We start from the raw sequence: 26,205 nt of genomic DNA, 5'->3' as shown, positions 1-26,205 counted from the left end.
AGGCGACGACGTTTCAACGACGGTGACAACTCTCTCGCGGGGTTCAGTCGCGCGAGCGGGACGCTAGCGGGCTCCGCGCTTTCCTCGACGGACGAGAACCGGTCGCCGCAGAAACCGCTCAGTAATCGGGGGCGTCGTCCTCGACTTCGCGCTTCAGCGAGTCGCGGCGCGACTTCGCGTCGCGCCCGGTCGCCTCCAGGAGGAAGTCGTTTTTCGCGTCGACGGCGTCCGCGGCGGCGTCGGCGTTCCCCTCCGCGATGACGTCCTCGGCGGGGCGCTCCTCGAAGTGGACCGCCAGCTTGTCCTTCTTGCTCCCGTACTCGGCGGCGCCCGCGACGATGCGCTCGAACACCGGGTTGTCGGGGTCGGCGACGACGTACAGCTCGTGCCCCTCCCACTCCTCGGTGCCGGTGACCTCGCCGAAGTACTCCTCGATCGAACCCTTCAGGTCCGGCATGCGGTCGTCCAGATGCTCGCCGCGGCGCATCTTGTACTCCTTCATGCCGCGACCGTTCGACAGGCCGGCGTAAACCAGTTTCGTCACGGCCGCTCGGCGGGTTCGGCCCGAACGGCCCGCTTCCGCTTCGCCTACCGAGGACGCTCGTCGACGTACCCGCGCTTACACTCCGGACAGATGTCTCCCGCGCGCATCGAACTCCCGTCCGCCGCCCGGACCATCCCGCACTCGGGACAGTAGTACTCCGTCGGGGCGTCGTCGCCCACCGTCTCCAACTCGGGGCTCTCGCCCCGGGTGATCCCCGTCCCGCCCTCGCCGCCGGCGTCGAACGTGGCGCCCTCGCCGTCGTCGGGCGCCTCGACGTACTCCGTCGCCGATTCCTGCTCTTCCCGCCCGTTCGCGGCCTCCGGGGTGAGCCCGCCGCCGAACTCGACGTCGGCGTCACCGCCCTCACCGACCTCCGCGCTGAACCCCTCGTCTTCGCCGCCGTGATCGGGCCACGCGGTCGCTCCGTCGGCGCCGGCGTCCTCCTCGTCGACCTCCGGCCACGCGCCCCGCTCCCGGTCGTCGGCCGGCTCCTCGTCCTCGTCGAGGATCACGCCGTCGTCGCTCTCCGCGTCCGCCTCGTCGCCCGAGGGGGCACCGGACTCGGTCTCGGCCGGGGGCGACGGCGCGGACGCCGACTCGCCGCCCGCGCCCAACACCTCCGTGTCCTCGTCCGCCGGATCTGCTCCGTCCGGCGAGCCCGCCTCGTCCGGCGCGTTCGGACCGTCCGCCGCGCCCGTCGCCGCGTCGACGCGGTCCGCGGCCGGAGCGGCGCCGGTCGGCCCCGCCGGCTCGTCGGCCGCGGCCCCGTCGTCGAGGATCACCGCGTCGTCGCTCCCCGCTCCGGGCTCCTCGTCGAGGGTCACGCCCTCGTCCGCCGTCCCGGCGTCGGCCGCACCGACCCCTCCCGACGCCGTGCCGGGTCCGGCGCCCTCCTCGGCAGCGTCCGGGGCGTCGTCGCGCGTCGGCGCCGCGGCCGACGCGCCGGCGGTCTCGCCGCCAACGTTCGCGGCGGCCTCGTCCGCCAGCTGCTCCATCGTCGTCACCTCGGTATTCTCGCTGACGATCTGCGTCTCGCCGCAGCGAGCGCAGGTCTTCACCTCCTTGACGGTCGTGACGACCTCGTCGCCCTCCTCCTCGCGCTCGCGCTGGAGTTCGGGTTCGCCGAAGTCGTGTCCGAGCAGACACCTGAGTCCCATTGTGCCACCCTGCGGTGCCGAGGGTAAAAAACGCCCCGTCGGCGTCCGACGCTCGGCACACGAGCATTTCTGGACGTGCCGCGGTCGGCGCTCGCGGTTCCGGTCGCCGCGCCCCGCGGACACAGACTCTTTTGTGGATCGCTCGCGTACCGTGAGTCGACATGCCTACTGTATCCTACAAGGGCGAGGAAATCGAGTGCGAGAAGGGCGCCAATCTGCGCGACGTGCTCAAAGAGGCCGGTCTCTCCGTCTACAACGGCAAGATGGAACAGCTTAACTGCCGCGGTTCCGGGTCGTGCGGCTCCTGTGCGGTCCAGGTCGACGGCGAGGTCAGCGAGCCGAGCAAGAAGGAGAAGGCCCGTCTCTGGCTCCCGCCGCACCACCCGAACCACGACGTCCGCCTCTCCTGTCAGACGAAAGTCGAGGGCGACGTCGAGGTGACGAAGGGCCGCGGGCTCTTCGGGCAACACATCTGAGCGCGGACGCGGTCGCTCTCATCTCTTCTCCGGGTACGACGCGCGCACGCGACGAGCGGGGCGCTCGTCGAGCGTAAAATACGACCGCGGCGGACGCGAGCCCGCGACGCGGACGAAAACGTTTGATACCGTGTGTCAGAGTCGCGTTCGGCGTCAGCCGGACCGACCCACCTTCTCGGATCGGCTTACTGCCGAACGACGTTCGTCGCGCGGGGACCCTTCTCGGAGGACTCGATGTCGAACTCGAGCTCCTGACCCTCTTCGAGGTCCGGGCCGCCGACGTCTTCCATGTGGAAGAACACGTCGTCGTCCGCGTCGTCAGTCTCGATAAATCCGTAGCCGCCAGTGTCGTTGAAGAAATCAACCTTTCCGGTCGCCATTGCGAATAGAGAGAGGCCCTGTCGGGTCATAAGGATTGCGAGTGTACAGTTACCACGACTCTCTCTAGACGATCGTTTCCGAATAACCGAAACTTTATCAGCGAACACTGCCCGAACAACAGATTCGCGGCGCGAGCGAGACCGGATCGTGTCGTTCTTCGGCGCCCCACCGGACGCCGACGTTTATATTCCTCGGCGCGGAAGCGACCAACGTGTCACACGAGTACCAAGCGGACGGCCCCGCCATCACGCTCCGCGAGAACGGTCCCGCGCTGCTGGTCCCCGCGGCGTGGGGCGTCGCCGCGGCGGCGGTCCTCGGTGCGGTCTCCCTCCACGCGCTGTTCGTCGCGCACGTCGTCATGAGCGCCCTGCTCGTCGCCTTCGTCGTCGCCTCGTGGCGCGACATGGCGACGGGAGTCCTCCGCGCGTGGAAGCTGGTGATCCTCGCGGGGACCCCGGTCACGCTCGCGGGCGTCCTCGGGTTCCTCGCACGCGACGGGGCCGGGCTCGCGGCCGCGCTCCCGACCGGCGCGCTCCTCGCCGTCGCCTTCTACGGCTGGATGCTCCTGCCCGCGCCGGCGTTCGTCTACACGGGGCTTCGCGACGCGACGGCCCCGCGCTCGACCGTCCACCACGCCGCGGCCGCGTGTTCGGTCGTGGGCGCGGTCGTCGCCGCGTTCGCCGGCTCCGCGGCGGGGACGGTCGCGGGCATCGCGCTCGTCGGCCTCGGCCAGACCGCCGGCATCCTCGCGGCCACGGCGCTGTACTGACCGGCGCCTCGTCTCGGAGTGGTCTATCCGGGTCCGTTGTCCAGCGCGCGCCGAAGCGCCCGTCGGTGGAACTCGACCGCCGCGTCGCGGTCGACCGGCGGGTAGCGCGGGTTCGTCACCACGCCCTCGCCGTCGACGACCGCGCTCGCGACGGCCGCGGCGCGGTGGGCACGCTCGACGCGCGGGAGCGGCGCGACGGACTCGTAGCCGTCGCGGAACGCCCGCCTGAGCGGCCCGGTCTCGGCCGCCGGCACGTACCAGTCGACGACGAGGTGTTCGGTCTTCGCGACCGACACGCCACGCGGGGCGGCCAGCGGCGCCTCCCAGTCGAGGACGGCCGTCACCGCGCCGTCCGCGACGAGGGCGTTCCCCGGGCGGAAGTCCCACGGGAACAGCCGCGGATCGGTGTCGGACGCGGTCGACTCCCGGAACGCGTCCCGAAGCCGAGCGCGGAGCCCGTCGAACTCCTCGGGGAGCCGGTCGGCGTGTCGCTCCCCGAACTCCCGGAGCCACTCGTCGGCGCCGACCGGATCGCGGACGGACAGCGACGCGTCGCGTCCGAGGACCGACTCCGCGTCGATCGCTCCGCCGCCCGCCGCGCCGTCGACCGCGAGCCGCCCGCACCCCGAGAACCGAAACGCCTCGTGGAGCGCCGCGAGCCACCGACCGAACGCCCGCGCGACCCCCCGCCGGTCCGCCGGACCGAGGTCGACGAACGCCTCGTGGAGGTCGCGGCCGTCGACCAGCCGCGTCACGAACCACCCCGTCCCGTCGTCGACGCCCTCGCCGAGCGGCCGGGGAACTGGCACGTCCGTCCGATCGCCGATCGCCGTCAGCAGCGCCGCCTCGGTCCGGGTCGCGGCCGGCGTTTCGGAGCGTTGGACGACCACCGGCGCGGCGCTCTCGAATCGCACCACCTCCGTCCGCTTGCGGTTCCCCCGCCCGAGCGGTTCGACGCTCGCGACCGTCGCCCCCGGTCTCGCCTTGGCGAGGGCGCGACCCCTGACCGCGTCGCTCACCGACTCTCCTCCGGCTCGGTCGCCGCTGCTTCGCCTCCGGGCTCGCGGCCGTCGGCTCCGCGCCCCTCGGCCAGCAGGTCCGCGATCTCCGCTAACGAGTCGACGACGTGGTCCGGCCCGTACGCGCCGGGCGCGTCGTCGGGACTCGCGCGGAGCCACGCGGACCGGAGCCCGGCGTTGTGCGCGCCCGCGACGTCGTACGACAGCGAGTTCCCGACGTACAGCGTCTCTTCGGCATCGACCGACAGCGCCGCGGTCAGCCGCTCGAACGGTTCCGCGTGCGGCTTCCGGCGGGGCAGGTCCCCGGCGTACACGATCGCGTCGACGAGATCGTCCAACCCGAGCGCCTCGATCTTCGCCCGCTGGCGGTCCTCGGGACCGTTCGTGAGCACGCCCACGGGACCCGCCGCCGCCGCGGCCGCCAGCGCCTCGGTCGCGCCCGGCAGGTACGCCACCCGCGACTCGTCCGCGACCGCCTCGAACGCCGCCGCGAGCGCGACGGGGTCCACGTCTCTCCCGTGTTGCGCCGCCAACCGCGCGAACCCCGCGCCGAGGTAGCCGACGCGATCGTCGGGGTCCGGCGGGCCGTCGAGGAGGGGCCACAGCTCCTCCGGCTCGCCGAACGGCTCCACGCCCGCCTCCTCGAACGCCCGGCGGTAGAGGGCGTCCACGTCGTGGTCGTGGCGGCACAGCGTGTCGTCGAGGTCGAACGCCACCGCCGCGAACCGGCTCATGGACGATCGGAGGCGCCGCGCGGCGAAGTCGGTTTCGCCGAGGCGCCCGTACGCCCGGCGATGACCGATCCCGACGACACCCACGACTGCGAGACCTGCGGCGCGAGCGTCGCCGCCGCGGACGCGCGCCGGTCCGAGCCGTTCGGCGATCTGGATCCCGACACCTGGCAGACGCTGAACTGCCCGCACTGCGGCGACCGCCTCGCGACCGTCCTCGTCGACGACGAGTGACCCGCGGTCGTCCGCTCGCTGTCGCTCGCGGGTTCAGAATATGCCGCCTCCCCGATTTGAACGGGGGACAGCTCGATCTTCAGTCGAGTGCTCTCCCAGTCTGAGCTAAGGCGGCTCGCACTCACATCAATGCCGATTCGGGACAAAAGGATTTCGAAAGGCCGCGGGCGGACCGCCTCGGTCGACGCCTCGACCCGCCCGCGTCGGTCGAATCCGGATCGACCGATCTGCCACGCGTCCTCGATATCGGACGATATCGCCGCCGATCCGCGTCGACGGCGGGGATCTCGGTTTTCGCAACGATCCCCTTTCTCCCACCCCTCCGATCGAGCGATGCCATCGCACGACCACGCCGACCACGACGCGCACCACGAACATCTCGACGCCGCGGTCGACGAGCGCGACGACTGGGCGCGCCGCCGCCGGAAAGGGATCCCGACCGATAAGAACCTCCTCGTCGTCGCCTGTATGGACGAGCGAATCCCGATCGAGGAGGCGCTCGGCATCGACCTCGGCGACGCGCAGGTGTTCCGCAACGCCGGCGGGAAGGTGACCGACGACGTGATCCGGTCGGCCGCGCTCACGACGAACTTCTTCGACACCGACGAGATCGTCGTTATCAACCACACCGACTGCGGGATGATGAGCGCGCCCGACGAGGCGATCCGCGAGGGGCTCGAAGCCGAGACGGGCGACATCGACGCCGCGGACCTCGACCCGTCGCTGCCGGAGCTCACGATCGGCGACGCCGACCTCCTCGACTGGGTGAAGATGACCGACGACATCGACGCGGCCTGCGCCGCGCAGGTCGAGTACCTCCGCGAGTCCGCGTTCATCCCGGACGACACCACCGTCTCCGGCTACGTCTACGAGGTCGAGTCCGGCGAGCTCCGCCGCCCCGACGAGCGGATCGCCGAGGAGATCAGCGAGCGGCGGGCCTGACGCCGGACGACGACGCGCCGGCCGCCAGCGAACCTGCCGTCCCGGCCTGAGGTGTGACGCTTTTATGCGCCCGCGGCGAATCGAGGCACGAAATGGATCGAGCACGCGTGTCCCCGCATCGCCGAGGTGATCCCGGTGGGCGCTGACGCCGACGCTGACGCGCCGGTGGTCGCCGGCTTCTTCTCCGGCTGCGGCGGCCTCGACTTGGGATTCGAGCGGGCGGGCTTCGACGTGGCCCTCGGGAGCGACCAGTGGGAGCCCGCGGCGGAGACGTACCGACGGAACTTCGCCGACACCGAGTTCCTCGAAGGGGACGTGCGCGAACTTGACGCCCCGGCGATCCGCGAGGCGGCCGCGGGCGCGGGCTACGACCCTGACGGCGTCGACGTGGTGATCGGCGGGCCGCCCTGTCAGGGGTTCAGCCGGCTCAACAACGAGCAGATCGAGCTCGACGAGATGGAGAAGGACCGCCGGAACACGCTGTTCGAGGAGTTCCTCCGGGTCGTCTCCGTCCTCGAACCACAGTTGGTGTTGATGGAGAACGTCCGCGACCTGATCAACCGCCAGACCAGTGACGACCGGTACGTGAAAGACCTCATCGTCGACGAGTTCGCGGCGCACGGCTACAAGTGCGAGTACCGAGTGCTGGAGGCCGAACAGTACGGCGTCCCCCAGAAGCGCCGCCGGATCTTCTTCATGGGCACCAATCGCGACGTGCCGATCCGCTTTCCTGAGCCGACGACGCCCGAGGGGCACTGGCGCACCGCCGGCGAGGCGCTCGCGGACGCGACCGACGACCTCCCGAACATGACGTACGCCGACACCGGCGAGAAGACGCTCGAACGCATCCGTCACGTTCCCCCGGGCGGTTACTACCGCGACCTCCCCGACCGGCTGAAGACGAAGAAGTACAAGTGCGACTGCGAGGACACCGACACCTGCCCGCACGAGCCGGAGATCGTCAAGCGGTACGGGACGTACCTCCGCCGGCTCGACCCCGAGGAGCCGTCGCTGACGGTGAGCACGAACGTCTTCATCCACCCCAGTGAGGACCGGTACCTCACGCCCCGCGAGATGGCTCGCCTCCAGACGTTCCCCGACGAGTTCGTCTTCGAGGGGACGAAGACCGACGTGATGAAACAGATCGGCAACGCCGTCCCGGTCCGGCTCGGCGAGGAGCTGGCGACGCAGCTGCTGGAGTACTACCCCGAGATCCGGGACGCGCCCCCCGCCGACCCCGACGTGTACGAACAGCAGTCGCTGACTGACTTGGCCTGAGATCGTTTTTAAATAGTGATCGGTGGTGCGGTGCGGAATTTCAAAATCCTGGCGGTCTATTTATAAACAGGCGCCGGTGGATCAGTGGTGAACACCTCCAAAGTCCCAGCCGGGAGGCGGGCGCACGCTCGCTGCGCTCCTCGTCACTCCGTTCGCTCCCTCGCTGCGGTGCTTGCGTCACCTGCGCCCGCCTCCCGGCTGCCCTTTTGAGTCCCACCCCGCACCGCGACCGCACCTCACACCTCCCCAGCCTCGTCAGTCGCCTCCGCTTCGCTCCGGTGACTGACTCCCTCGCGCGTGCTGCTCGGCCGCGGGGCGGCCTCGCAGGCACGCGCCACCGCCTCTTATTTGTAAATAGTCGCCACTGCTCACGGATTGTTCGCAACAGCAGAATGGGACCGCCCGGATTCGAACCTCGGTCGTTCCGCTCGCGCTGCTCGCTCCACTCCCTGCTTCGAATCCGTTCCACCGCCGCTGCTCGCGAGTTGCTCGCAGCGGCAGAATGGGACCGCCCGGATTCGAACCGGGGTCACGAGCACCCAAGGCTCGGAGTATACCACTAACCCACGGTCCCGTACTCCTACGTACCCCGAAGAGCCGCTAAAGGGTTTCGTTGCGCGTCGTCACTCCTCGTCGTCGCGCCGTTCGAGGTCGGCGACGATGTCGTACGGGTCGGTCCCCTTCCGGACCGAGTCGAGGATGAAGAACGCCTCGTCGGGCGCGAGGAAGTGCCGCGTCACCCCGCGGCCGAGCGGCGTCGGCTCGAAGCCGTCGATGAAGTTCCACTCCAGCAGCTTCCCGAGCGCGTGCTTGGTGGGGACCTCGCCGATCATCCGGTCGTTGAGGCGCTTCGCCTTCTTGCCGGCGACGACGACGTTCGCGAGCGTCTCCTCGGCGGCCGCGGTCTCGTCGTAGTGCGTCGCCACGTCCTCCATCTCGCCTTTCAGCAGGGTGAACGCCACCTCGTCCTCCGTGCGGTCCATCGACCCGTGGTAGACGCCGTCCGGCTCGACGAGGAGGTAGACTCGGCCGCGGTCGTGGTAGTCCGGGCGTCCGGCGCGCCCGAGCATCTGCGAGAACTCCTGGACGGAGAGCCACTCGATCCCCATCGCCAGCGAGTCGAAGATCACCTGTGAGGCGGGGAAGTCGACGCCGGCCGCCAGCGCCGCGGTGGTGACGACCGCCGAGAGGTCCTGATTCCCGAACATGCGCTCGACCTTCTTCCGGCGCCCGTAGTCGAGGCCGGCGTGGTACGGCGCGGAGTCGTACCGGAGCTTGCGGCTGATCTCGTGACAGCGCCGCCGCGAGTTGGTGAAGATGATCGTCTGCCCGCGGTACCCCTTCGACGACTTCGTGTCGAACTCGCGTTTTACGAGCTTGTCGGCGATCTGGGCCTTCTCACGGCTGTCAGCGAAGGTGACGTGGCGCTCGATGGGGACCGGGCGCTCCTCGTACTCGATGAGCGTCGCGCGGAGCTTCTCCGCGAGCCACTCCGGGTTCCCGACGGTCGCCGAGAGGTAGACGAACTGCGTCCCGTCGTAGCCCGCGCGGGTCTCCATCCGGTCCTCGCTGTAGTACTTCAGCCGGGAGATGAGCCCGTCGAGCCGGTGGCCGCGCTCGCCCTCCTTCAGCGTGTGGACCTCGTCGATGACGACCGTCCCCACGTCGCCGAGGTCCTTGCCCGTCCGGAGCGCGTGGTCGATCCCCTCGTAGGTGCCGACGATCACGTCGGCGTTCGGGTCGAAGCGGTTGCCGTCGTCGTTCACCCGCGAGGAGCCGACCCGGATGGAGACGTCGAGCAGGTCGCCGTAGCGGTCCTCGAAGTCCTCGTGCTTCTGGTTGGCGAGCGCGACGAGCGGGACCAAGAAGAGCAGCTTCCCGTCCCCCTTCAGCGCGCGGTCGATCCCGGTCAGCTCGCCGACGAGCGTCTTCCCCGTCGCCGTGGCGCTCACCACGAGCTGGTCGTCGCCGTCGAGCAGGCCGTTCCGCACGGAGAGACTCTGGACCGGCAGTAGATCCTCGAAGCGGCCTTGGAGGTGCGAAGAGAGGTCCGGATGGAGGTCCAAGTCTTCGGTCCGGACGGGCGAGACGTCGTCGACGTTCGCCGACACCTCGTCGTACTTCGTGAGGTCGGGGTCGAGTCCGCCCTGGAGGAGACTCACGATCCGGTCGAGGTCGCCCGACTCGTACAGCAGCTCCTCGAGGCGTTCCTCGGCCGCGCCCGTGAACTCCCCTTTGTACGACAGCTCCCGCTCTAACTCCCGGCGGGCGCAGTCCCGACAGATCAGCTCGCCGTTGTGGTCGATGGCGTCCTCGCTCGTGATCGGCCCGTAGCGCCCGTCGCTCGCGCAGCGCCGGCAGGTCCGGACCGCCGTCGCCTCCAGCTGGTAGCCGTCGAGCATCTCCTTCAGCCGCGTCCGGTTCTCCGGCGAGGTCTGCTCGGAGATGCGGATCCGACCCGCCGCCCGCGCGAGGTCGACGAACTCGTCCGGCTGGCGGGGGTGGTCCTCCCCGTCGCGGATCACCCGGAACTTCCCCGGGCGTGGGCCCGCGGAGGTCTCCTTGAGTTCGAGCCGCCCGCGGAGCACGCGCTTGCCGTCGCGGTTCGCGACGACGGTGTAGTCGCTCCGCGCCTCGTGGAGGAACAGCGTCTCGACCTCGGCCAGCTGCTGTGACACTGCCGTGCGGTACGCGAGCGAGGTATTTCAGGTGTTCGGCTCGGGGATCGGAACCGGTTCGAAGACACGCGGCGCCGCGGCTACGTCACGCGAACGCGCGGAGAAAAACCCGCCTCACGGACGGGGTCGGGGTCGAGGGGTCTACGAGACGAGCAGCTTCTCGCCGCGGTCGACCGTGATCCGGCACGGCGGGGAGAGCTTGTTGTACGCGCGGCGGAACGCCTCCTTCACGACGGAGGCCTGCTCGACGTCGCAGTAGGCGGTGAACACGACGTCGTCCTTGTTAAGCCGCGCGGCGGTGCCGACGGGCTTGCCGAACGCCTGGCGCATCCCGTCGGAGACGCGGTCCGCGCCGGCGCCGGTCGCCTGCTTGTTCTCTCGGATGACCTGGTGGGGGAACTTGCGGAGGGTCATCTTGTAGTTGCCCTCGCCGAGCTCCTTGATCAGGTGGCGGTTCGCCGAGAGGCGCGCGCTCTCAAGCGACCCGTGTCGAACCTGAAGCTCCTCCTCGACGCGGAGGCTGATCTGGACGGGGTAGTCGTCCGGCTCCGCGGAGAGGTCGCCCATGTTGTGCTGGGCGATCTTCGAGCCGGGGATACCCGTGATGTACTCGCGGCGGGTGTACGACGGCTTGTCGATCGTCCGATACATAGAGGCGGGTTTGTCAGACATGGCTACTTGTCCGATGTAGCCCGCGCTGCGGCGATAAACCCTTCGATAGCGAGGCGTCCGCCGCGGCTCCTCGGGGAGTCAGCGCCGGCGATCCACCGGATTGCGGTCTGCGTTGACACGCCGCCCGCTCACTCCTCCGGCGTCGGTTCGAGCGCGACGTGGTCGAAGCCGCGCTCCGCGAGCCGCTCCGCGGCGCGGTCGGTGACCGACGGGGCGACTAAGATCCCGCGCACCTCCGGCGAGTCCGCGTCGTCGGTCTCGCCGTCGTTCGCCTCGATCCCCAACTCCTCGCGGAGCGCCCGGACGTACCGCGCGAGCTGTCCCACGGCGTCCGGACCGACCCGGCGGCGCTTCAGCTCGACGACGACCGGCGTGCCGTCGGCGTCGACGCCGAAGACGTCCATTGGACCGGCGCTGGACGGGCGTTCGGTCTCGCGGGGATCGAACCCGGGCTCGACGAGATCGGGGCGCTCCAAGATTCGGGTCCGGAGGTCCTCCTCGCTCCCGTGGAGCGTGAGGTCGCGGCCGCCGGTCACGGCCATCGCGGAGAGCTGGTCGACGGCCGCGAAGCGGACGGTCAGGGTCTCGTCGGGGTTGCTCCGCGTCGAGCGCACGCGCAGCCGTCCCTCGCGCACCGCGGCGCGGTGTTCCGACCCCGGCGGCTGCCAGTTGACGGGTTGCCGCCCCTCGTCGGTGTGGACGAGGGCGGCGCCGTCGGGCTTCAACACGAGCAGGCGGTCGCCGGCGCCCAGGTCCGAGGCCGCACGCCCCTCGTAGCTGACCGTACAGCGGCCGAAGACGCTGATCAGGTCGCCGCGCTCGAAGGCGTCCTCCAGCTCCCAGAGGGCCTCGCGGTGGCTCGGGTCGTGGACGCTCGTGACTGTCACTGGCTCTCGTAAGCGGTCGCGGGGGAAAAAGGACGCGAGCCGGGGCCGGTCGTCACCGTTCGGCGAGGCGACGCGCCGTTCGGCTCGTCTCAGTCGCCGCGCCGCGACACGACGATGCCGGCGACGAAGAGGACCGCGCCGAGCGCGAACGCGGCGACGCGAAGCGTCGTGTCGGAGACGAGGATTCCGGCCAACACCGAGACACCGAATCCGGAGTGTAACACCGCGGTGAGATTCATACGTCCGGTACGGTCGCGCGGCACAAAAGCGGGTCGAACCGGCGGGCTCGGCGGTCGCCGTCCGGCCGGGTCAGGTCCCGTGTTCCCAGCTCCCCATGTACTCGCGCTGCTCGTCGCTGAGGTCGTCGTACTCGACGCCCTCGGCGGCGAGCTTGATGTCCGCCACCTCGCGATCGAGCTCGTCGGGCACGTCGTGGACGCCGGCGTCGTACGCGTCGCCGTTGGCGGCGAGCTCGCGGACGACGACCGCCTGAACGCCGAAGCTCTGGTCCATCACCTCGACCGGGTGGCCTAAGGCGATGGGCGCGGCGAGGTTGACGAGGCGGCCCTCCGCGATGACGTTGAGGACGCGGCCGTCGGGCATCTCGAACCCCTCGACGCCGTCGCGGACCTCGTAGCGGTCCACGGCGAGGTCGTCGAGGTCGTCGAGGTTCACCTCCACGTCGAAGTGGCCGGCGTTCGCGAGCAGGACGCCGTCGCTCATCTCCGCGAAGTGCTCGCGGGTGATCACGTCGCGGTTGCCCGTCGTCGTGATGAACACGTCGCCCTTCGCGGCGGCCTCCTCCATGGGGAGCACCTCGTACCCCTCCATGTGCGCTTCGAGCGCCTTCCGCGGGTCGACCTCGCAGACGATGACGTTCGCGTTCTGCCCGGACGCCTTCTTGGCGACGCCCTTCCCGCACTGGCCGTAGCCACCGACGACGACGTTCTTCCCGGCCCACGAGAGGTTCGTCGTCATCGCGATGGTCGCGAGCGACGACTCGCCCGTGCCGTGGACGTTGTCGAACAGCTGCTTCATCGGCGTGTCGTTGACGGCGAAGACGGGGTAGTGGAGCTCGCCGTCGGCGTCCATCGCGCGCAGGCGGTCGACGCCCGTGGTCGTCTCCTCGGCGCCGCCGACGATGGAGTCGATCAGGTCGGGGTACTCCTCGTGGACGAGTTTCACCATGTCCATCCCGTCGTCGACGGTGACGGTCGGCTCGTGGGCGATGCAGGCGTGCATCGCGTCGTAGTACTCGTCGTCGTCGACGCCCCGCACGGCGTAGGAGGTGATCGACTCGTGGTCGTCGAGCGTGGCCGACACGTCGTCGTGCGTCGAGAGGGGGTTACACCCGGTGATCGCGACCTCGGCGCCGCCCTCGGCGAGCAGTTCGACGAGGTTCGCCGTCTTCGCCTCGACGTGCATCGCCATCGCGATGGTCTCGCCCGCGAGCGGCTGCTCGTCGACGAACTCCTCGCGCAGCGCGTTCAATATCGGCATGTGCTGGAGCGCCCAGTCCATCTTCCGGCGGCCCTCTTCCCGGGCCGCATCGACGTCGGAGAGGTGCTGTGACACCGGCGGATACGCGGTTTCGCTCATACCTCTCGGTTCGCTCACGGCGCACTAAACCCTGCCGACACCGGAGTGCGTCCGCAAAATGAGAGTCGGTCTCGGCGACCGTCGCCCGCGTTACCGAACCGAACTGCGGACCGCGTCGTCAGTTTCCGCCCGGGCCGCCCGCGTGGTCCGGCGGTCCGCCCTCGCCGTCGTCATCGTCGGCTTCCTCGTCCGCTTCGTCTTCGTCAGCGTCCTCGTCGGCTTCCGTTTCCTCCTCGTCGGCGTCGTCTTCAGCCTCGTCTTCCGCGCTCTCCTCGTCCTCTTCGTCTTCCGCGCTCTCCTCGTCCTCTTCGTCCTCGTCGGCGTCCTCGCCCTCTTCGTCGGCGTCGTCGTCTTCAGCGTCACCCTCGGTCTCCTCGGCATCGTCGTCCTCCTCGCGGTCAGGGTCGGCGTCGGACGGCGGGCCGCGCTCGTCGTCATCCTCACCGTCGGGACCGGCGTGATCGGGCGCGTTACCGGGCGCGTCGGTCTCGTTCTCGGCGTCGTCGCCATCGTCCGCGTCGTCCGGACCGCCGGGGCCGCCCGCGTGGTCCGGGGCGTTACCGGGGTTGTTCTCCGTCACGAAGTCGGAGACCGCGCCACCGATGCCGCCCTCGCGGTCCTCGATGTCCTCGATGAACTCCCGGACGAGCTGGCCGAACGGCTGCCCCTCGGCCTCGTCCTCGTCGCCGACGGTGAGGTCGACGGTCGTCGAGACGCTCTCGCCCTCGTACGCGGCGGTCACCTCGACTGTGACGTTCTCCTCGGCGGCCGGGAGGCCGACGGTTCCGTCTTCGTCCGTCTCGTACTCGCCCGCGCCGGCGTAGGTGGCGTTCTCGTCGACGGTCGTGACGGTCACCGAGGCGTTCTCGACCGCGGTGCCGTTGTCGGTGACCGTGACGACGGGCTCGCCGTCGGTGTCGTCGACGGCCACTTCGAGGCCGTCGGGCGCCTCGATGTCGACCGTCTCCGAGGCGCTCTCGTTGTCGTATTCGGCCGTGACGTTCACCGTCACGTCCTCCTCGGCGGTCGGCAGCGTCACCGTGCCGTTCGCGTCGGTCTCGTACTCGCCCGCGCCGACGTAGGAGGCGTTCTCGTCGACGGCCGTGACGTTCACCGAGGCGTTCTCGACCGGGTCGTCGTCGTTCGTCACTGTGACGACGGGCTCGCTCTCGGCGTTCTCCACGTCGAGTTCGAGGCCGTCGGGCGCTTCGAGGTCGACCGTCGTCGAGGCGGTGTCGTCGCCCGCGGCGGCGGTCACCGCGACGGTGACGTCCTCCTCGGCGGCGGGAAGGTCGACCGTGCCGTTCGCGTCGGTCTCGTACTCGCCGGTCCCCGCGTACGACGCGTTCTCGTCGTCATCGTCGCCGACGCTCACGACGACCGTCGCGTTCTCGACCGCGGTGTCGTTCTCGGTCACCGTGACCGTCGGTTCGCCGTCCGCGTCGTCGACGGCCACTTCGAGGCCGCCGTCGGCGGCCGCGACGCCCGTCGCCGCGACGCCCGTCACGGCGCCGAGCGCGACGACCGCGGCCAGTAGGATCGCTCTCGTGCGTTCGCTCATGTCCACTCGGGTCCAGTCTCCCTTTCCGTATAAAAAGCGAAGTCGCTTAACGCGGTTTAATCCGGTTTGTATCCGGGTTAACGGCGCTGCTGCGTCTGTTTTGGTTGATCGCCGTTAACGCGAGTATCTCGGTCGTGATCCCCCAGAGTTCGCCCCCGATTCGGCTCGGTCGTCGCTCGCGCGCGACACGTTTCTCCGGTCGTATTCCGAGTCGCTCCCGCAGAGAACACGCCCAAAGCCCCCGTGGCTGCCCCTTTGAATCCCTCCCCGCCCGGCACCGCAGCCTCACGCCTCTCCAGCGTCGTCGGCCTCCCTCCGGTCGGCCGACTCCAGCGAGAAGCGAAGATTCCCCGGCAGCCGGCGCTACGCGCCGGCGACCTCGCGCGTGCTGACGAGCGCCCGCAGGGCGCGAGTCGCACGCGCCACCGCAGTTCTATACATGAATAGCCGTGCGTCCGCTACGCCGAATCCACGCGGTCGACGAGGTCGCTCGCGGCGGCCGCGGCGCGCTCCTGTACGGCCGCGGCGTCCAGCGTCAGCACCTCTCGGTCGCGCATGAGAATGTCGCCGTCACAGACCGTGTGGCGCACGTCGCTCCCGCGGGCCGCGTACGCGAGGTGCGAGACGGGGTCGTGGACCGGCGTCAGGTGCGGCGCGTCGAGGTCGACGACGGCGAGGTCGGCGGCCGCACCCGCCTCGATCCGACCACCCGGGAGTCCGAGGGCGTCCGCGCCGCCGGCCGTCGCCATCTCAACGACCGCCCCCGCAGGGACCGCGCTCGCGTCGTCCGCGGCGAGCTTCCCGAGCATGGCGGCGTCGCGCATCTCGTCGAACACGTCGAGGTCGTTGTTCGAGGCCGCGCCGTCGGTGCCGAGCGCGACGGTCACGCCGGCCTCGCGGAGCCGCTGAACCGGGGCCATCCCGCTGGCGAGCTTCATGTTCGAGGCCGGGCAGTGGACGACCGCCGTTCCCGACTCGGCGAGCCGGTCGATCTCGCCGCCGCCGACGTGAACGCCGTGCGCGAAGAAGTCGTCCGGGCCGAGCGCGCCGAGGTCCTCGGCGTACGCGATCGGTCGCTCCCCGCGCTCGTCGACGATCGGGTCGACCTCGTCCGCCGTCTCGTTGGCGTGGAGGTGGACCGGAACGCCCGCCTCCCGCGCCTCCGCGACCCCCTCGCGGAGGAACTCCTCGCCGACCGTCGTCAGCGAGTGCGGCATGAACGCCGTGCGGATTCGGCTGTCCGCCGCGCCGTCAAGTTCGCGGGCGACCGCGAGGCTCTCCTCGACGTCCGCGCGGGCGTCGGCCGCGTCCTTGCCGACCGTCACGACCCCGTGGCCGAGCCGCGCGCGCAGCCCCGCGCGGTCGACGGCGTCCGCGACCCGGTCCATCGCGAAGTACATGTCCGCGAACGCGGTCGTCCCAGACCGGATCATCTCCAGGGCGCCGAGCTCCGCGCCCGCCTCGACGTCGTCCGGCGTCAGTTCGGCCTCCGCCGGCCAGATGTCCTCGCGGAGCCACGGGTCGAGCGGTTTGTCGTCTGCGTACCCGCGGAGCAGCGTCATCGCGACGTGCGTGTGCGCGTTGACGAGCCCCGGAATCACGAGCGACCCCGACGCGTCGAGCGTCTCGTCGGCGTCGGGCGGCGCCTCGCCGTCCGCGCTCACGTCTCGCACCTCGACGATCCGCCCGGCGTCGCGGTCGATCGTCACGTCGGCCTCGGTCACGGAGCCGTCGGGGCGGAGGACGCGGCCGCCCGTCACGCGAAGCGCGTTCATACGGACCGATCCCGCTCCCCGAACCAAACGGCTTCGGTTCCGCCGGGCCCCTCCGAAGCCTCTTAGGCCGGCGCCGCCGCAGTGCGGGCATGGCAACCGACGCCCAGCAGGCGTGTTTCGAGGCCGGGATCAAGTTCGGCTCGCTGTACCACCAGTTCGCCGGCACGCCGGTCAGCCCGTCGAGCACGCGGAGCATGGAGGCCGCGATGGCGGAGGCGATCGAGAACCAACCGCACTGCGAGGCGGTGACCGTCGACATCCACGACGACCGCGTCGCCGACGCGATCGACCACGAGAACGGCTACACGGAGCTCACCGGCTCGCTGATGGACGTGGAGATGCGGATCGCGTACGAGGGCGTCACGGTTCACACGCGGATGGCGATGGAAGACGGGTACCCGCTGATGGAACTGGTCGACGTGGTCGACGACTGACGGCGAGTCGTTACGGTCCGGGGGCGCCGACTCGGCCGGTCCGACCGTCGCGGTCCGGAGAGTCAGGGCCAACTCTGTCCGACGCGGACCCGATCGCCGTCGACCCGAACGCTTAGTATCGCGACCCGCCTACCGCAATCCGAACGCGGCCGACGCTTCCGATTCCCCGCTTTCAGAGACGCCCATGGTCGACAGACGCCACGGCGGTCGGACGGATCGCACCGGCTTCGACGAGACGAAGAACTACCTCTCGACCGCCCTCGGCCGCGTCGTACCGCGGGCGGTGGCGCGGCGCGCGCTCGAGGTGAGCGTCAGCACGGACGCCGCCGAGTACGCGCCCGACGAGCCCATCTCGATCACGGTCATCATCCGCAACCGCCTGCCGGTCCCAATCGAGGTCCCGACGACGACGCGTCGCTCGTGGGGGTGGGCGGTCGACGGCGTCTTGGAAGCCACCGACAAGCGACGCTACATTCGCGGTGAGGAGTCTTCGCTGTCGTTCCGCGCCGGCGAGACGAAGCGGGCGACGGCCACGTGGAACGGTCGCTTCCGCCGCACCGCCGACGACGGCGGGCTCGACCGATCGGTCCGGGCCGATCGCGGCGACCACACGATCTCCGTGTTCGTGCCGGTCCCCGGCGCCGACGAGCGCCACGAGGACGCCACGCAGATACGGATCCGCTGACGCCGCCGGTGACGTCAGCGAGCGGGCCGCCGAGGCGCCGCGCGGCGAGGTGATTTTTAAAAAGGGTCGGCGGTCAGTCGTCCGCTTCGGGCGCTTCCGTTCCGGGCCGCGCCGCGCCGCCTACCGTGGCCTCGTCTACTGCGGTCGCGACCGCCTCGTCGCGGCGCAAGTGACACGCCGAGTAGTGGCGGCCGTCGCCGATCTCCGACTCGATCTCGTAGGCCGGCCGGGCCGTCGCGCAGACGCTCTGGTCCGCGAACCGCTCGACGAGGATCCGCTCGGCGTCCTCGAACTTGTCGCGCTCGATGTGGCCCAGCGCCTCGTCGAGCAGGGTGCCCGCGTCGCCGCTCGGGACCGCGTCCTGGAAGTACCGCGACCGGAGGACATCCGGATCGGTCTCCTCGAACGCCCGGCGCTCGACCGCTCGCTGGAACTCGACAAGGTTCCGCCAGGCGCCGTCGCTCATGTCGTACTCTTCCGGCTGGATCACCTTCGGACAGCGGGTCCGGAACCGGCAGCCCGAGGGCGGGTCGATCGGCGACGGCACGTCGCCGGACAGGAGGGCGGTCCGCCCCCCGCTCCGCGGATCCGGGACCGGAATCGCGTCGAGGAGCGCCTGCGTGTACGGGTGCTGCGGGTTCTCGAACAGCTCCTCCTTGTCGGCGAGCTCGACGATGTTCCCGAGGTACATCACCGCCACGCGGTCGGAGATGTGGCGGATGACGCTCAGGTCGTGCGCGATGAACAGGTACGTGAGGTCGAACTCTTCTTGTAGCTCCTCCATCGTGTTGAGCACCTGCGCCTGGATCGAGACGTCGAGCGCCGACACGGGCTCGTCGCAGACGATGAAGTCGGGGTTCACCGACAGCGCCCGCGCGAGGTTCACGCGCTGGCGCTGCCCGCCGGAGAACGCGTGCGGGTACCGATTGTAGTGTTGCGGGTCGAGCCCGACCTTCTCTAACAGCTCCTTGGCGCGCGCCTCGCGCCCCTCCTCGTCGAGCATGCCGTGGGCCTTCATCGGCTCCTCGACGATCGGCCCGACCTTCATCCGGGGGTCGAGAGAGGACTGCGGGTCTTGGAAGATCATCTGCATGTTCTTCCGCATCCGTCGCAGCGGCTCGCCGGACAGCGATGCGAGGTCCTTGCCCTGGAAGTAGACGCTTCCCTCGGTGGGTTCAAGCAGCCTGAGGACGGTACGGGCCAGCGTTGACTTCCCGCAGCCGGACTCGCCGACGAGCCCCAGCGTCTCCCCTTCCTTGATGTCGAAGTCCACGCCGTCGACGGCGCGGACATCGGAGGTCGACCGGGAGACGTACGGGAACTCGTCGTCGAGCTGGACGCCCGCGAGGAGTCCACTCTCGTTGTCGAAGTGCTTCTTGAGGTTCCGCACCTGGAGGAGCGCCTCGGGGTCCGACTCTGGCGGGCCGACTTTGGTCATTCCGCCTCACCCCCGGTCTCGGTGAACCCGGCGGAGAACCCTCCGGTCGCCTCCGTGTCGATCGGGGGACTCGTGTCGTACCCGATGTCGAACGCGTCGTGTTTCACGCACGCGGCCGTGTGCGTCCCCTCGGCGTCCCCGCTCATCTCCCGCGGCTCGGGGTGGACCTCACGGCACACTTCTCGGGCCTCGGGACACCGCGAGTGGAACCGACAGCCGGAGGGCGGGTCGATCGCCTCTGGCATCACTCCCTTGATCGGCCTGAGCTCGTCGACTGTTTCGTCGGGGCGCGGCATCGAGTCGAGCAGCGCCGACGTGTATGGGTGTTTCGTGTCGTAGAACAGATCGTCCACCTCCGCCTGCTCAATTACCTCGCCGAGGTACATCACGTTCACCCGGTCGCAGATCTCCGCGACGACGCTCATATCGTGGGTAACCCAGATGAACGAAGTATCGTACTTCTCTTGGAGGTCCTTCACCATCTCCAGGATCTCGCCTTCGACCGTGACGTCGAGCGCGGTCGTCGGCTCGTCGGCGATGATCAGGTCGGGCTGACAGGCGAGCGCCATCGCGATCAGCACGCGCTGTCGCATCCCGCCAGAGAACTGGTGCGGATACTCGTCGTACCGCGACTCCGGCGCCGGAATTCCGACCTCCCGGAGAATGTCGATCGCCTCCCCTTTCGCCTCGTCGGTGCCGAGGTCGCGGTTAATTTCGATGAACTCTCGGAGCTGCCCTCCGACGGTGAAGACGGGGTTCAACGACTCCATCGGGTCCTGGAAGATGATCGCGATCTCGCGGCCGCGGATCCGTTTCCGCATCTCCTCTTCGGTGAGCATCTCGTCGCGCGGGCGCAACTCGCCGCCGCCGTCCTCTTCGAGGCCGAAGATCGTCTCGCCTTTGAACTTGATCTCGCCGCCGACGATCTCGCCGGGGCTGTCGACCAGCCGGAGGATACTGGAGGTCGCGACGGACTTCCCCGCGCCCGACTCGCCGACGAGCCCGACGATCTCCCCCTCGTGAACGTCGAAGGAGATGCCGTCGACGGCGCGGACCGTCCCGTCCTCGGTGAAGAACTGCGTCTTGAGATCGCGTACGCTGAGTAGTGGTTCGCTCATATCAGTTGTTGATCCGCGGATCGAGGGCGTCTTGGAGGCCGTCGCCGAGAATGTTGAAGCCGATGACGGTGATCAGAATCGCGATACCGGGGAAGATGCTGAACGTCGGCGCGGGGAGCATGTACCCCCGCGAGGCGGACAGCATCTGCCCCCACGATGGCGTCGGCGGCTGCGCGCCGAAGCCGAGGAACGAGAGTCCGGCCACGATGAGGATGCTTACCCCGACCTGAAGTGTCGCCTGGACGAGCACCGGGGCGAAGCTGTTGGGGATGATGTGCCGGAAGATGATGTTCCGGTCTTTCACCCCGGCCGCCCGCGCGGCCTCGACGTAGTCCTCCTCACGGATGGACACCACGCGGGACCGGATGAGACGGTTGAAAACGGGGATCGCGGTGATCCCGACGCCCACCATCGCGAACGTGAGGTCCCGGCCGAACGCCGTCATGAACGCGATGACTAAGACGAGGAACGGGATGGCGTAGATAGTCTCGGTGACGCGCTGGAGCACGTCGTCGATCCAGCCGCCGTAGTAGCCGGAGACCGCGCCGATGACGGTACCGCCGCCGAGGCCGATGGCGGTCGCGAGGAACCCGACCGTCATGGCGATCCGCGTCCCGTAGATTGTCCGGGAGAGCAGGTCGCGGCCCCGGTGGTCGGTGCCGAGCGGGTGTTCGAGTACGCCCTGTCCAAACTGGTTCTCCATGCCGACCGGCGGGAGCAGCCGCCGCACGTTCTGTGGGTCGGTCTCCGGATTATACAGCACCGCCTCAGCGATGGCGTAATCGAGAACGTAGTAGTCGAACGCGGCAAAGATCGCGACGAACGTCATGAACCCGACGATGTAGGTCCCGATCCGCGCCGTCGTGTCCTGTCTGACCTGCTTCAGCGTGTACCGGAGCCCGACGCGGGCCTCGACCTCGTCTGGCCCACCGCTCTCGTCGCTGTTGTCCGGCGTGTCGTCGTCCGAAGTTGCGCTGTTGACAGACATTACTCGTCACCGTATGTGACCCGCGGGTCGAGGTAGCTGTACGTGATGTCCGTGACGATCACGCCGATCACGTAGACGAACCCAAACACGAGCGTCGTGCCCATGATCAGCTGGTAGTCCTGATTGTTGATCGCAGTAATGATCAACCGGCCCATCCCCTGAATCTCGAAGACGGTCTCCGTGAGGACGGCGCCGCCGAGCGCGGTTGAGAGCCCCAGGCCAATGATGGTGATCACCGGGAGCTGCGCGACTTGGAACGCGTGCTTGCGCACGATCGTCGACTCGGGCACGCCGTACGCCCGAGCGAGCTTCACGTACTCGCCCTGGAGCGAATCGACCATCGACGAGCGCTCGATCCGGGTGATCTGCGCCATCTGGAGCGTTCCGAGCCCGATCATGGGTAAGAAGAGGTGATGCGCCGTCTGGCGTAACACCCCAATCCGCGTCGCTGCCCCCCGCACGTCCGCCGGGTCGGCCCACGGGAGGACGAGCCCTCGCGCGGGGAACCATCCGAGGTAGAACGCGAAGACGATGATCAACACCAGCCCGATCCAGAACGACGGCGTCGAGACGCCGATGAGCGAGACGATCCGCGAGACGTGGTCCGCCGGCTCATTGCGCCGCTTCGCCGAGATCACGCCGAGCGGGATCGCGGTGACGATCGCGAACGCGAACGCTGATAGCATGAGCAGCAGCGTCACTGGGAGCCGGAGCAGGATCATCTCCAAGACAGGGCGGTCGTAGTAGATACTAAGCCCTAGATCTCCCGTTGCGACGCCGCTGAGGTACGTGAAGTACCGAACGTGTATCGGTCGGTCGAGGCCGTACTGGGCCCGGATCGCCTCGACCTGCTCCTGTGCCGGCGTTGGCCCCAACATGATCTCGACCGGATCGCCGGGAATCTGGTTGGCTAGGAAGAAGGTTATCGTCACGATACCTATCAGTACGGGTATCGCCTGTGCGAACCGCCGGAGTGTGTACCGAAGTAAACTCACTGTCGTGGATCTCTTGTTGCTTCGACTCGGTTTTTGCTGTCGCTTATCTGTTTCGCTCCCGCCGACGTGCCAATTTGGAGCCGCAAGCGGGCAGCCGACCCCGCCGCCAACCGCCCAAGAGGGCACACTTACGGCCCAACCCGCTCCGAGCGCGCACCGCCCGGGTCCGCTCCGTGGGTCCGATCCCCAAACCTCCGGGGCCGGTTATCGGTTCACAGTGACGCCGTCCAGCTGGACCTCCGACGAGATCGGGTGCGAGCTGAAGCCCTCCACCACGTTGCGCACGCCGTAAGAGTTGTTCAGGTTGTACGCCGGCATGTGGACGCGCCCTTCGAGCAGCGTCGTCGTCGCGTCGATGTAGAGCTGGCGACGCTCCTCGCGGTCAGACGACTCGCGGGCCTGCGTCAGCATCTGCGAGGCCTCGTCGTAGTCGTGGAACGTCCCGTTGTTCGTGCCTTCCGTTTCTTGGCTCAGCAGGTTGTACGCGAACGTGTCTGGGTCCGGCGAGCCCGACCAGCCAAGGGTGTACATGTTGTAGTCGTCCTCGCTACCAGTGACGTACGCGTCGAGGAACGTCCCCCAGTCGAGACGCTGGACTTCGACATTCTGGAAGCCAGCATTCTGGAGCCCGTCGCCGATGGAGATGCCGATCTGCTCGCGCTTGTTGTCCGGCGGCACGATGATCCGCCAGTTGTAGTCCATCGAGACCCCAGCCTCCTCGAACAGCGCCTGCGCCTCTTCCAGGTCCTGATCGTGTTGAATGTCCGACCACTCGTCGGTCGGGAAGTCCCACTCCTCAGAGATTGAGGCCGGGTAGGGGCTATGTTGGCGGACGCCGGCCGGCTCGACGAAGTTCTCGACTGCTTGGTCCATCGAGACGCAGTAGTCGACCGCCTCGCGGACGAGCGGGTCGCTCGTCGGTCCCTCGCCGCAGTTGAACGCGAGATAGAAGTACCCAATCCCCGGCTCTTCTGTCAGCGTGGCGTTCTGGTTCCCTTCGACCGTCTCGTACAGCTGCGGCGGAATCGATTCGACGATGTCGACGTTCCCAGTCTCCAGCTCGGTGACCCGCGTCGTCTGTTCGACTATCGGCTCGAACTCGACTGTGCTGATCTCCGGGAGATTATCGCTGTCCCAGTAGTCGTCCCACCGCTCCAGCGTCGCGTAGCTCTCCGGCTCCCACTCGGCGAGCCGGAACGGCCCGGAGGTGACCGGGCCCATGTTGTACGCGTCCGTGTCTTCCTGTCGGACGGAGGCGTTGACGACGTTCCGGGCCATGGCGATCGTGAACGCGCCGTACGGGTACGAGAGGTCGAACTGTGCGGTTTTCTCATCGATCACCTCCCCGGTATCGATCATGTCGACTTCTGATGCGTTCTCGGTCTGTTCCTCGACGGGCGCCAGCATCGTGTGAACGACATCTTCCGCGGTGACGGGATCGCCGTTCTTGAACTGGGCGTCCTCGCGGATCGGGACGATGAAGCGCGTGCCGTCGCGCTCGACCGTCGGCATGTCCGCGGCGATCTTCGGCTCCAGACTGACGCCGTCGCTGTACTCGTAGAGCCCGTCGAAAATCCGCCCGGCAATCTGCGCGGACGGCACGTCGTTCATGACGACGGGGTCCATGTCGAGCGGGCCTTTCGCCTGCGCGAAGTACAGGGTCGGGGCGCTGCCGCCGTCGGAGCCGTCCGAACCGTCACTGCCGTCAGAGCCGTCGCCGTCTGAGCCGTCCGAACCGTCGCCGCCGTCCCCCCCACCGGCACACCCGGCGAGCAGGAGGGAGGTGCCGGCTGCTCCGCCGGCGAGGACCTTCCGTCGCGAAATGCGTTGTGTGTGTTGTCGACGCATACAGTCGTCCACTTGTTTCTATTTAATAAGTACTTTGGGTTGGCGTGGTCGTATGGTCATCTCTGTTCGCTTTGTTGTCCTTTTGTCCATACGTACTCCGTCGAACTCCGTCCGAATCAGGGAGAAACGGCTGCCATGATGCGAAATTTATTGATATATCAGTGGATAAAAATCGGACAAAATACTGATATTTTGCGTGCGGCACGCGACCGGCGAGTCAGTTTGAGTGCGGCACCCGACCGGCGAGTCAGCGCTCGCTCGGCGCCGCGTCCTCCGCGGCGTCTCCGGTGCCAGTCACCGTTCCGACCCCTTTGCTCGACCCCTCGCGGAAGACGAAGCGCTGTCCCTCCTCGATCAGGTACGGCCGGAACTTGAACCGGACGCGCGCCTCGCCGGTGTCGCCCGGGAGCAGTCGCCCCTCGTCCGGGAAGAACGCGGCCGCCTCGGAGACGGTTTCGAGGTGGACGACCGGCTCGTACCCCTCCTGAATCCGCGTCGGGTGGTTGAGCACCATCACCTCGGCGTCGAACTCGCGGACCGGTTCCGGCTCGCTGTCTCGGGGGACCAGCGCCATCCCGCGTTCGATCTCCGCCTCGTCGACGCCCTTCAGCGCGATGCCGACGATCCGCCCGGCCGTCGCCTTGTCGACCCGGTGGTAGTGCATCTCGATCGACCGCACCTCCACCTCGCGGAACGAGCCGTCGGGCATGGGCCCGAGGAGGAGCTCGTCGCCCGTCTCGACGGTCCCCGAATTCACCGTGCCGGACGCGACGGCGCCCACGCCCGTCACCTTGTAGCTGCGGTCGACGTACATCCGGAAGGCCTCCCGGTCCGGCGTCGCGCGCTTCGGGAGGCGCTCGAACAGCCGGTCGAGCGTCTCGACCCCGTCTTTCGTCACCGCGCTGGTCCGCAGCAGGGGGACGACTCCGTCGCCGACCTCCGCGACCGCGGTGTCGACGCCGTGCCGGTCGACCAGCAGCGGGGTCTGGCCCGCGTCCCGGAGCATCGACTCGACCTCGCGCTCGACCGCGGCGAGCCGGTCGTCGCCCACGGCGTCCGCCTTCGTGATCGCGACGATCGTCGGGAGTTCGGTCGCTAGGAGGATGCCGAGGTGTTCGCGGGTGGTCTTCGTCGGGCCGTCGTCGGCGGCGACCACGAGGAGCCCGTAGTCCAGTTTCTGGCCGACGATCCCGCGGATCGTCGTCCGCAACCACGGCTCGTGGCCGACGGTGTCGACGAAGGAGACGAGCCGGTCGGCGGCCTCGACGACTCCCGCACGGTCGGACTTGCGGTGGGGGTTGTCCATCCTGACCGGCTCGTCGGCGCCGTCGGCGAAGCCGTACGCCGCGTACGAGAGGTCGGCCGAGAGGCCGCGCTCGACCTCGTGGGGCTGGACGTCGAGGAAGCCCCGCGTGCCGCCCTGCCCGTCGTCGGCGCGCCCGGTGACCAGCGTCCCGACCAGCGTCGACTTGCCGTGGTCGACGTGGCCCGCCGTGCCGACGACGAGGTGGTCCTCGTCGGCCTCGAACACGCCGCCGTCGCGGAGCGTGGCGAGCCCCACGAGGCCCGCCTCGTCGCCGTCGCCGCCGGAGCCGGCGCTCCACGTCTCGGCGTCGGCGATGTGGGCGTCGGCCTCGTCGGCCAAAAGCGAGAGCACGTCCATGGTCTCGGAGAAGGCGTCGGGGGAGACGCCGGCCAACCCGCCGTCGTCGGTCACGCCGAGTACGTAGGTAGCCTCGCCGTCGCCGGAGAGGACACGGTGGCGGAGCTGAGCCACGAGCGACTCCATGCGCCCGTCGGCGAGGTGGACCTCGCGCGTCAGGCGCTCCTTGAACTCGATCGCGCCGCCGTCTCGCTCGCCGCGCTCGATGGCCCGCCGGAGGGCGGACCGGTCAGCGCTCATGCCGACTTGTAGGCGACAGCCGGGCTTAACGGTTTTCGTGCTATGAGTCCTCACGTCACGTGATCGGTACCGAGGCGTCGGGAGCGCCCGGGA

Annotated in this window: 25 protein-coding genes and 2 tRNA genes; 7 read left to right on the top strand and 20 right to left on the bottom strand. The window is 68.9% G+C overall.

Annotated features, from left to right (window positions below):
* Positions 1 to 118 precede the first annotated feature (118 nt).
* Both EXE47_RS02910 and EXE47_RS02905 read right to left on the bottom strand, forming a co-directional pair.
* Complete coding sequence (locus tag EXE47_RS02910; RefSeq protein ID WP_049932860.1) at positions 119 to 502, bottom strand: DUF5611 family protein; 384 nt, start codon at positions 500 to 502, stop codon at positions 119 to 121.
* Positions 503 to 588: 86 nt separating this feature from the next.
* Positions 589 to 1,701, bottom strand: a complete 1,113-nt coding sequence (locus tag EXE47_RS02905; RefSeq protein WP_089308707.1) for a hypothetical protein — start codon at positions 1,699 to 1,701, stop codon at positions 589 to 591.
* Between the two features lie 161 nt (positions 1,702 to 1,862).
* On the opposite strand from EXE47_RS02905, the gene EXE47_RS02900 reads away from it, so the two are divergent.
* The gene (locus tag EXE47_RS02900) at positions 1,863 to 2,177 is read left to right on the top strand and encodes a 2Fe-2S iron-sulfur cluster-binding protein (RefSeq protein ID WP_049932858.1); all 315 of its coding nucleotides are present in this window, start codon (positions 1,863 to 1,865) and stop codon (positions 2,175 to 2,177) included.
* Positions 2,178 to 2,362: 185 nt separating this feature from the next.
* Here EXE47_RS02900 and EXE47_RS02895 read toward each other — a convergent pair whose 3' ends face one another.
* Positions 2,363 to 2,557 (bottom strand): cold-shock protein, encoded by a 195-nt coding sequence (locus tag EXE47_RS02895; protein WP_004599158.1) that lies wholly within the window; start codon positions 2,555 to 2,557, stop codon positions 2,363 to 2,365.
* A gap of 212 nt (positions 2,558 to 2,769) precedes the next feature.
* On the opposite strand from EXE47_RS02895, the gene EXE47_RS02890 reads away from it, so the two are divergent.
* On the top strand, positions 2,770 to 3,327 hold the full coding sequence (locus EXE47_RS02890; RefSeq protein WP_241898000.1) for a hypothetical protein: 558 nt from the start codon (positions 2,770 to 2,772) through the stop codon (positions 3,325 to 3,327).
* A 23-nt stretch (positions 3,328 to 3,350) separates the two neighbouring features.
* On the opposite strand, the gene EXE47_RS02885 is transcribed toward EXE47_RS02890, so the two are convergent.
* A complete protein-coding gene (locus EXE47_RS02885) occupies positions 3,351 to 4,346 on the bottom strand; it encodes a phosphotransferase family protein (RefSeq protein WP_089308705.1) in 996 nt (331 codons plus the stop codon).
* The gene (locus EXE47_RS02880) at positions 4,343 to 5,080 is read right to left on the bottom strand and encodes an HAD family hydrolase (protein ID WP_049932881.1); all 738 of its coding nucleotides are present in this window, start codon (positions 5,078 to 5,080) and stop codon (positions 4,343 to 4,345) included. The genes EXE47_RS02885 and EXE47_RS02880 overlap by 4 nt, the downstream gene beginning before the upstream one ends.
* A 60-nt stretch (positions 5,081 to 5,140) precedes the next feature.
* Between EXE47_RS02880 and EXE47_RS18640 the strand changes: the two genes are divergently transcribed.
* Positions 5,141 to 5,311, top strand: a complete 171-nt coding sequence (locus tag EXE47_RS18640; protein ID WP_167373096.1) for a hypothetical protein — start codon at positions 5,141 to 5,143, stop codon at positions 5,309 to 5,311.
* Between the two features lie 41 nt (positions 5,312 to 5,352).
* On the opposite strand, the gene EXE47_RS02875 is transcribed toward EXE47_RS18640, so the two are convergent.
* Positions 5,353 to 5,426: transfer RNA gene (locus EXE47_RS02875), tRNA-Phe, on the bottom strand.
* A gap of 218 nt (positions 5,427 to 5,644) precedes the next feature.
* Here EXE47_RS02875 and EXE47_RS02870 point away from each other — a divergent pair.
* Together EXE47_RS02870 and EXE47_RS02865 are read left to right on the top strand one after the other, a co-directional pair.
* Positions 5,645 to 6,253 (top strand): carbonic anhydrase, encoded by a 609-nt coding sequence (locus EXE47_RS02870; protein ID WP_049932855.1) that lies wholly within the window; start codon positions 5,645 to 5,647, stop codon positions 6,251 to 6,253.
* A 129-nt stretch (positions 6,254 to 6,382) separates the two neighbouring features.
* Positions 6,383 to 7,531, top strand: a complete 1,149-nt coding sequence (locus EXE47_RS02865; RefSeq protein ID WP_394338099.1) for a DNA cytosine methyltransferase — start codon at positions 6,383 to 6,385, stop codon at positions 7,529 to 7,531.
* 503 nt (positions 7,532 to 8,034) lie between these two features.
* Here EXE47_RS02865 and EXE47_RS02860 read toward each other — a convergent pair.
* From EXE47_RS02860 to EXE47_RS02830, 8 genes are all read right to left on the bottom strand, one after another.
* A tRNA-Pro gene (locus EXE47_RS02860) sits at positions 8,035 to 8,105 on the bottom strand.
* A gap of 49 nt (positions 8,106 to 8,154) precedes the next feature.
* Complete coding sequence (locus tag EXE47_RS02855) at positions 8,155 to 10,209, bottom strand: DEAD/DEAH box helicase (RefSeq protein ID WP_089308703.1); 2,055 nt, start codon at positions 10,207 to 10,209, stop codon at positions 8,155 to 8,157.
* A gap of 141 nt (positions 10,210 to 10,350) precedes the next feature.
* Positions 10,351 to 10,881 (bottom strand): 50S ribosomal protein L16, encoded by a 531-nt coding sequence (locus EXE47_RS02850; RefSeq protein WP_004599151.1) that lies wholly within the window; start codon positions 10,879 to 10,881, stop codon positions 10,351 to 10,353.
* Between the two features lie 128 nt (positions 10,882 to 11,009).
* Positions 11,010 to 11,768, bottom strand: a complete 759-nt coding sequence (nucS, locus tag EXE47_RS02845) for an endonuclease NucS (RefSeq protein WP_089308702.1) — start codon at positions 11,766 to 11,768, stop codon at positions 11,010 to 11,012.
* Positions 11,769 to 11,857: 89 nt separating this feature from the next.
* Entirely contained in the window at positions 11,858 to 12,007 is a 150-nt protein-coding gene (locus tag EXE47_RS18635) for a hypothetical protein (protein WP_167373095.1), read from the bottom strand.
* A gap of 70 nt (positions 12,008 to 12,077) precedes the next feature.
* Positions 12,078 to 13,367, bottom strand: a complete 1,290-nt coding sequence (locus EXE47_RS02840) for an adenosylhomocysteinase (RefSeq protein ID WP_089308701.1) — start codon at positions 13,365 to 13,367, stop codon at positions 12,078 to 12,080.
* A 118-nt stretch (positions 13,368 to 13,485) separates the two neighbouring features.
* A complete protein-coding gene (locus EXE47_RS18390) occupies positions 13,486 to 14,928 on the bottom strand; it encodes a DNA primase (RefSeq protein WP_089308720.1) in 1,443 nt (480 codons plus the stop codon).
* A 458-nt stretch (positions 14,929 to 15,386) separates the two neighbouring features.
* On the bottom strand, positions 15,387 to 16,703 hold the full coding sequence (locus tag EXE47_RS02830; protein ID WP_089308700.1) for an amidohydrolase: 1,317 nt from the start codon (positions 16,701 to 16,703) through the stop codon (positions 15,387 to 15,389).
* A gap of 89 nt (positions 16,704 to 16,792) precedes the next feature.
* On the opposite strand from EXE47_RS02830, the gene EXE47_RS02825 reads away from it, so the two are divergent.
* Together EXE47_RS02825 and EXE47_RS02820 are read left to right on the top strand one after the other, a co-directional pair.
* Positions 16,793 to 17,137 (top strand): dihydroneopterin aldolase family protein, encoded by a 345-nt coding sequence (locus EXE47_RS02825; RefSeq protein WP_049932849.1) that lies wholly within the window; start codon positions 16,793 to 16,795, stop codon positions 17,135 to 17,137.
* 184 nt (positions 17,138 to 17,321) lie between these two features.
* Positions 17,322 to 17,822, top strand: coding sequence for a hypothetical protein (locus tag EXE47_RS02820; RefSeq protein ID WP_089308699.1), 501 nt, complete (start codon positions 17,322 to 17,324; stop codon positions 17,820 to 17,822).
* Positions 17,823 to 17,895: 73 nt separating this feature from the next.
* On the opposite strand, the gene EXE47_RS02815 is transcribed toward EXE47_RS02820, so the two are convergent.
* The 6 genes from EXE47_RS02815 to EXE47_RS02790 all read right to left on the bottom strand — a co-directional run bounded on the left by EXE47_RS02815 (position 17,896) and on the right by EXE47_RS02790 (position 26,112).
* Complete coding sequence (locus tag EXE47_RS02815) at positions 17,896 to 19,260, bottom strand: ABC transporter ATP-binding protein (protein ID WP_049932847.1); 1,365 nt, start codon at positions 19,258 to 19,260, stop codon at positions 17,896 to 17,898.
* Complete coding sequence (locus EXE47_RS02810) at positions 19,257 to 20,378, bottom strand: ABC transporter ATP-binding protein (RefSeq protein ID WP_089308698.1); 1,122 nt, start codon at positions 20,376 to 20,378, stop codon at positions 19,257 to 19,259. Before EXE47_RS02810 ends, EXE47_RS02815 begins: the two co-directional genes overlap by 4 nt.
* A gap of 1 nt (position 20,379) precedes the next feature.
* Positions 20,380 to 21,366, bottom strand: a complete 987-nt coding sequence (locus EXE47_RS02805) for an ABC transporter permease (protein WP_049932845.1) — start codon at positions 21,364 to 21,366, stop codon at positions 20,380 to 20,382.
* Positions 21,366 to 22,361 carry an ABC transporter permease gene (locus EXE47_RS02800; RefSeq protein WP_222104443.1) on the bottom strand — a complete coding sequence of 332 codons (996 nt, stop codon included), beginning with the start codon at positions 22,359 to 22,361 and terminating at the stop codon, positions 21,366 to 21,368. The genes EXE47_RS02805 and EXE47_RS02800 overlap by 1 nt, the downstream gene beginning before the upstream one ends.
* 204 nt (positions 22,362 to 22,565) lie before the next feature.
* A complete protein-coding gene (locus EXE47_RS02795) occupies positions 22,566 to 24,209 on the bottom strand; it encodes an ABC transporter substrate-binding protein (RefSeq protein WP_049932843.1) in 1,644 nt (547 codons plus the stop codon).
* A 247-nt stretch (positions 24,210 to 24,456) separates the two neighbouring features.
* On the bottom strand, positions 24,457 to 26,112 hold the full coding sequence (locus tag EXE47_RS02790; RefSeq protein WP_089308697.1) for a GTPBP1 family GTP-binding protein: 1,656 nt from the start codon (positions 26,110 to 26,112) through the stop codon (positions 24,457 to 24,459).
* Positions 26,113 to 26,205 lie beyond the last annotated feature (93 nt).

The organism is Halorubrum sp. GN12_10-3_MGM (assembly GCF_005435235.1).
GTDB classification, from domain to species: Archaea; Halobacteriota; Halobacteria; order Halobacteriales; family Haloferacaceae; genus Halorubrum; species Halorubrum ezzemoulense.
This window is presented reverse-complemented; position numbering and strand designations above follow the sequence as displayed.

Excerpts from the sequence above, each read along its gene's own strand:
- EXE47_RS02910 (WP_049932860.1), bottom strand. The coding sequence starts at position 502 with ATGAAGGAGTACAAGATGCGCCGCGGCGAGCATCTGGACGACCGCATG.
- EXE47_RS02905 (WP_089308707.1), bottom strand. The coding sequence starts at position 1,701 with ATGGGACTCAGGTGTCTGCTCGGACACGACTTCGGCGAACCCGAACTC.
- EXE47_RS02900 (WP_049932858.1), top strand. The coding sequence starts at position 1,863 with ATGCCTACTGTATCCTACAAGGGCGAGGAAATCGAGTGCGAGAAGGGC.
- EXE47_RS02895 (WP_004599158.1), bottom strand. The coding sequence starts at position 2,557 with ATGGCGACCGGAAAGGTTGATTTCTTCAACGACACTGGCGGCTACGGA.
- EXE47_RS02880 (WP_049932881.1), bottom strand. The coding sequence starts at position 5,080 with ATGAGCCGGTTCGCGGCGGTGGCGTTCGACCTCGACGACACGCTGTGC.
- EXE47_RS18640 (WP_167373096.1), top strand. The coding sequence starts at position 5,141 with ATGACCGATCCCGACGACACCCACGACTGCGAGACCTGCGGCGCGAGC.
- EXE47_RS02870 (WP_049932855.1), top strand. The coding sequence starts at position 5,645 with ATGCCATCGCACGACCACGCCGACCACGACGCGCACCACGAACATCTC.
- EXE47_RS02850 (WP_004599151.1), bottom strand. The coding sequence starts at position 10,881 with ATGTCTGACAAACCCGCCTCTATGTATCGGACGATCGACAAGCCGTCG.
- EXE47_RS18635 (WP_167373095.1), bottom strand. The coding sequence starts at position 12,007 with ATGAATCTCACCGCGGTGTTACACTCCGGATTCGGTGTCTCGGTGTTG.
- EXE47_RS02840 (WP_089308701.1), bottom strand. The coding sequence starts at position 13,367 with ATGAGCGAAACCGCGTATCCGCCGGTGTCACAGCACCTCTCCGACGTC.
- EXE47_RS18390 (WP_089308720.1), bottom strand. The coding sequence starts at position 14,928 with ATGAGCGAACGCACGAGAGCGATCCTACTGGCCGCGGTCGTCGCGCTC.
- EXE47_RS02830 (WP_089308700.1), bottom strand. The coding sequence starts at position 16,703 with ATGAACGCGCTTCGCGTGACGGGCGGCCGCGTCCTCCGCCCCGACGGC.
- EXE47_RS02825 (WP_049932849.1), top strand. The coding sequence starts at position 16,793 with ATGGCAACCGACGCCCAGCAGGCGTGTTTCGAGGCCGGGATCAAGTTC.
- EXE47_RS02820 (WP_089308699.1), top strand. The coding sequence starts at position 17,322 with ATGGTCGACAGACGCCACGGCGGTCGGACGGATCGCACCGGCTTCGAC.
- EXE47_RS02815 (WP_049932847.1), bottom strand. The coding sequence starts at position 19,260 with ATGACCAAAGTCGGCCCGCCAGAGTCGGACCCCGAGGCGCTCCTCCAG.
- EXE47_RS02810 (WP_089308698.1), bottom strand. The coding sequence starts at position 20,378 with ATGAGCGAACCACTACTCAGCGTACGCGATCTCAAGACGCAGTTCTTC.
- EXE47_RS02805 (WP_049932845.1), bottom strand. The coding sequence starts at position 21,366 with ATGTCTGTCAACAGCGCAACTTCGGACGACGACACGCCGGACAACAGC.
- EXE47_RS02795 (WP_049932843.1), bottom strand. The coding sequence starts at position 24,209 with ATGCGTCGACAACACACACAACGCATTTCGCGACGGAAGGTCCTCGCC.
- EXE47_RS02790 (WP_089308697.1), bottom strand. The coding sequence starts at position 26,112 with ATGAGCGCTGACCGGTCCGCCCTCCGGCGGGCCATCGAGCGCGGCGAG.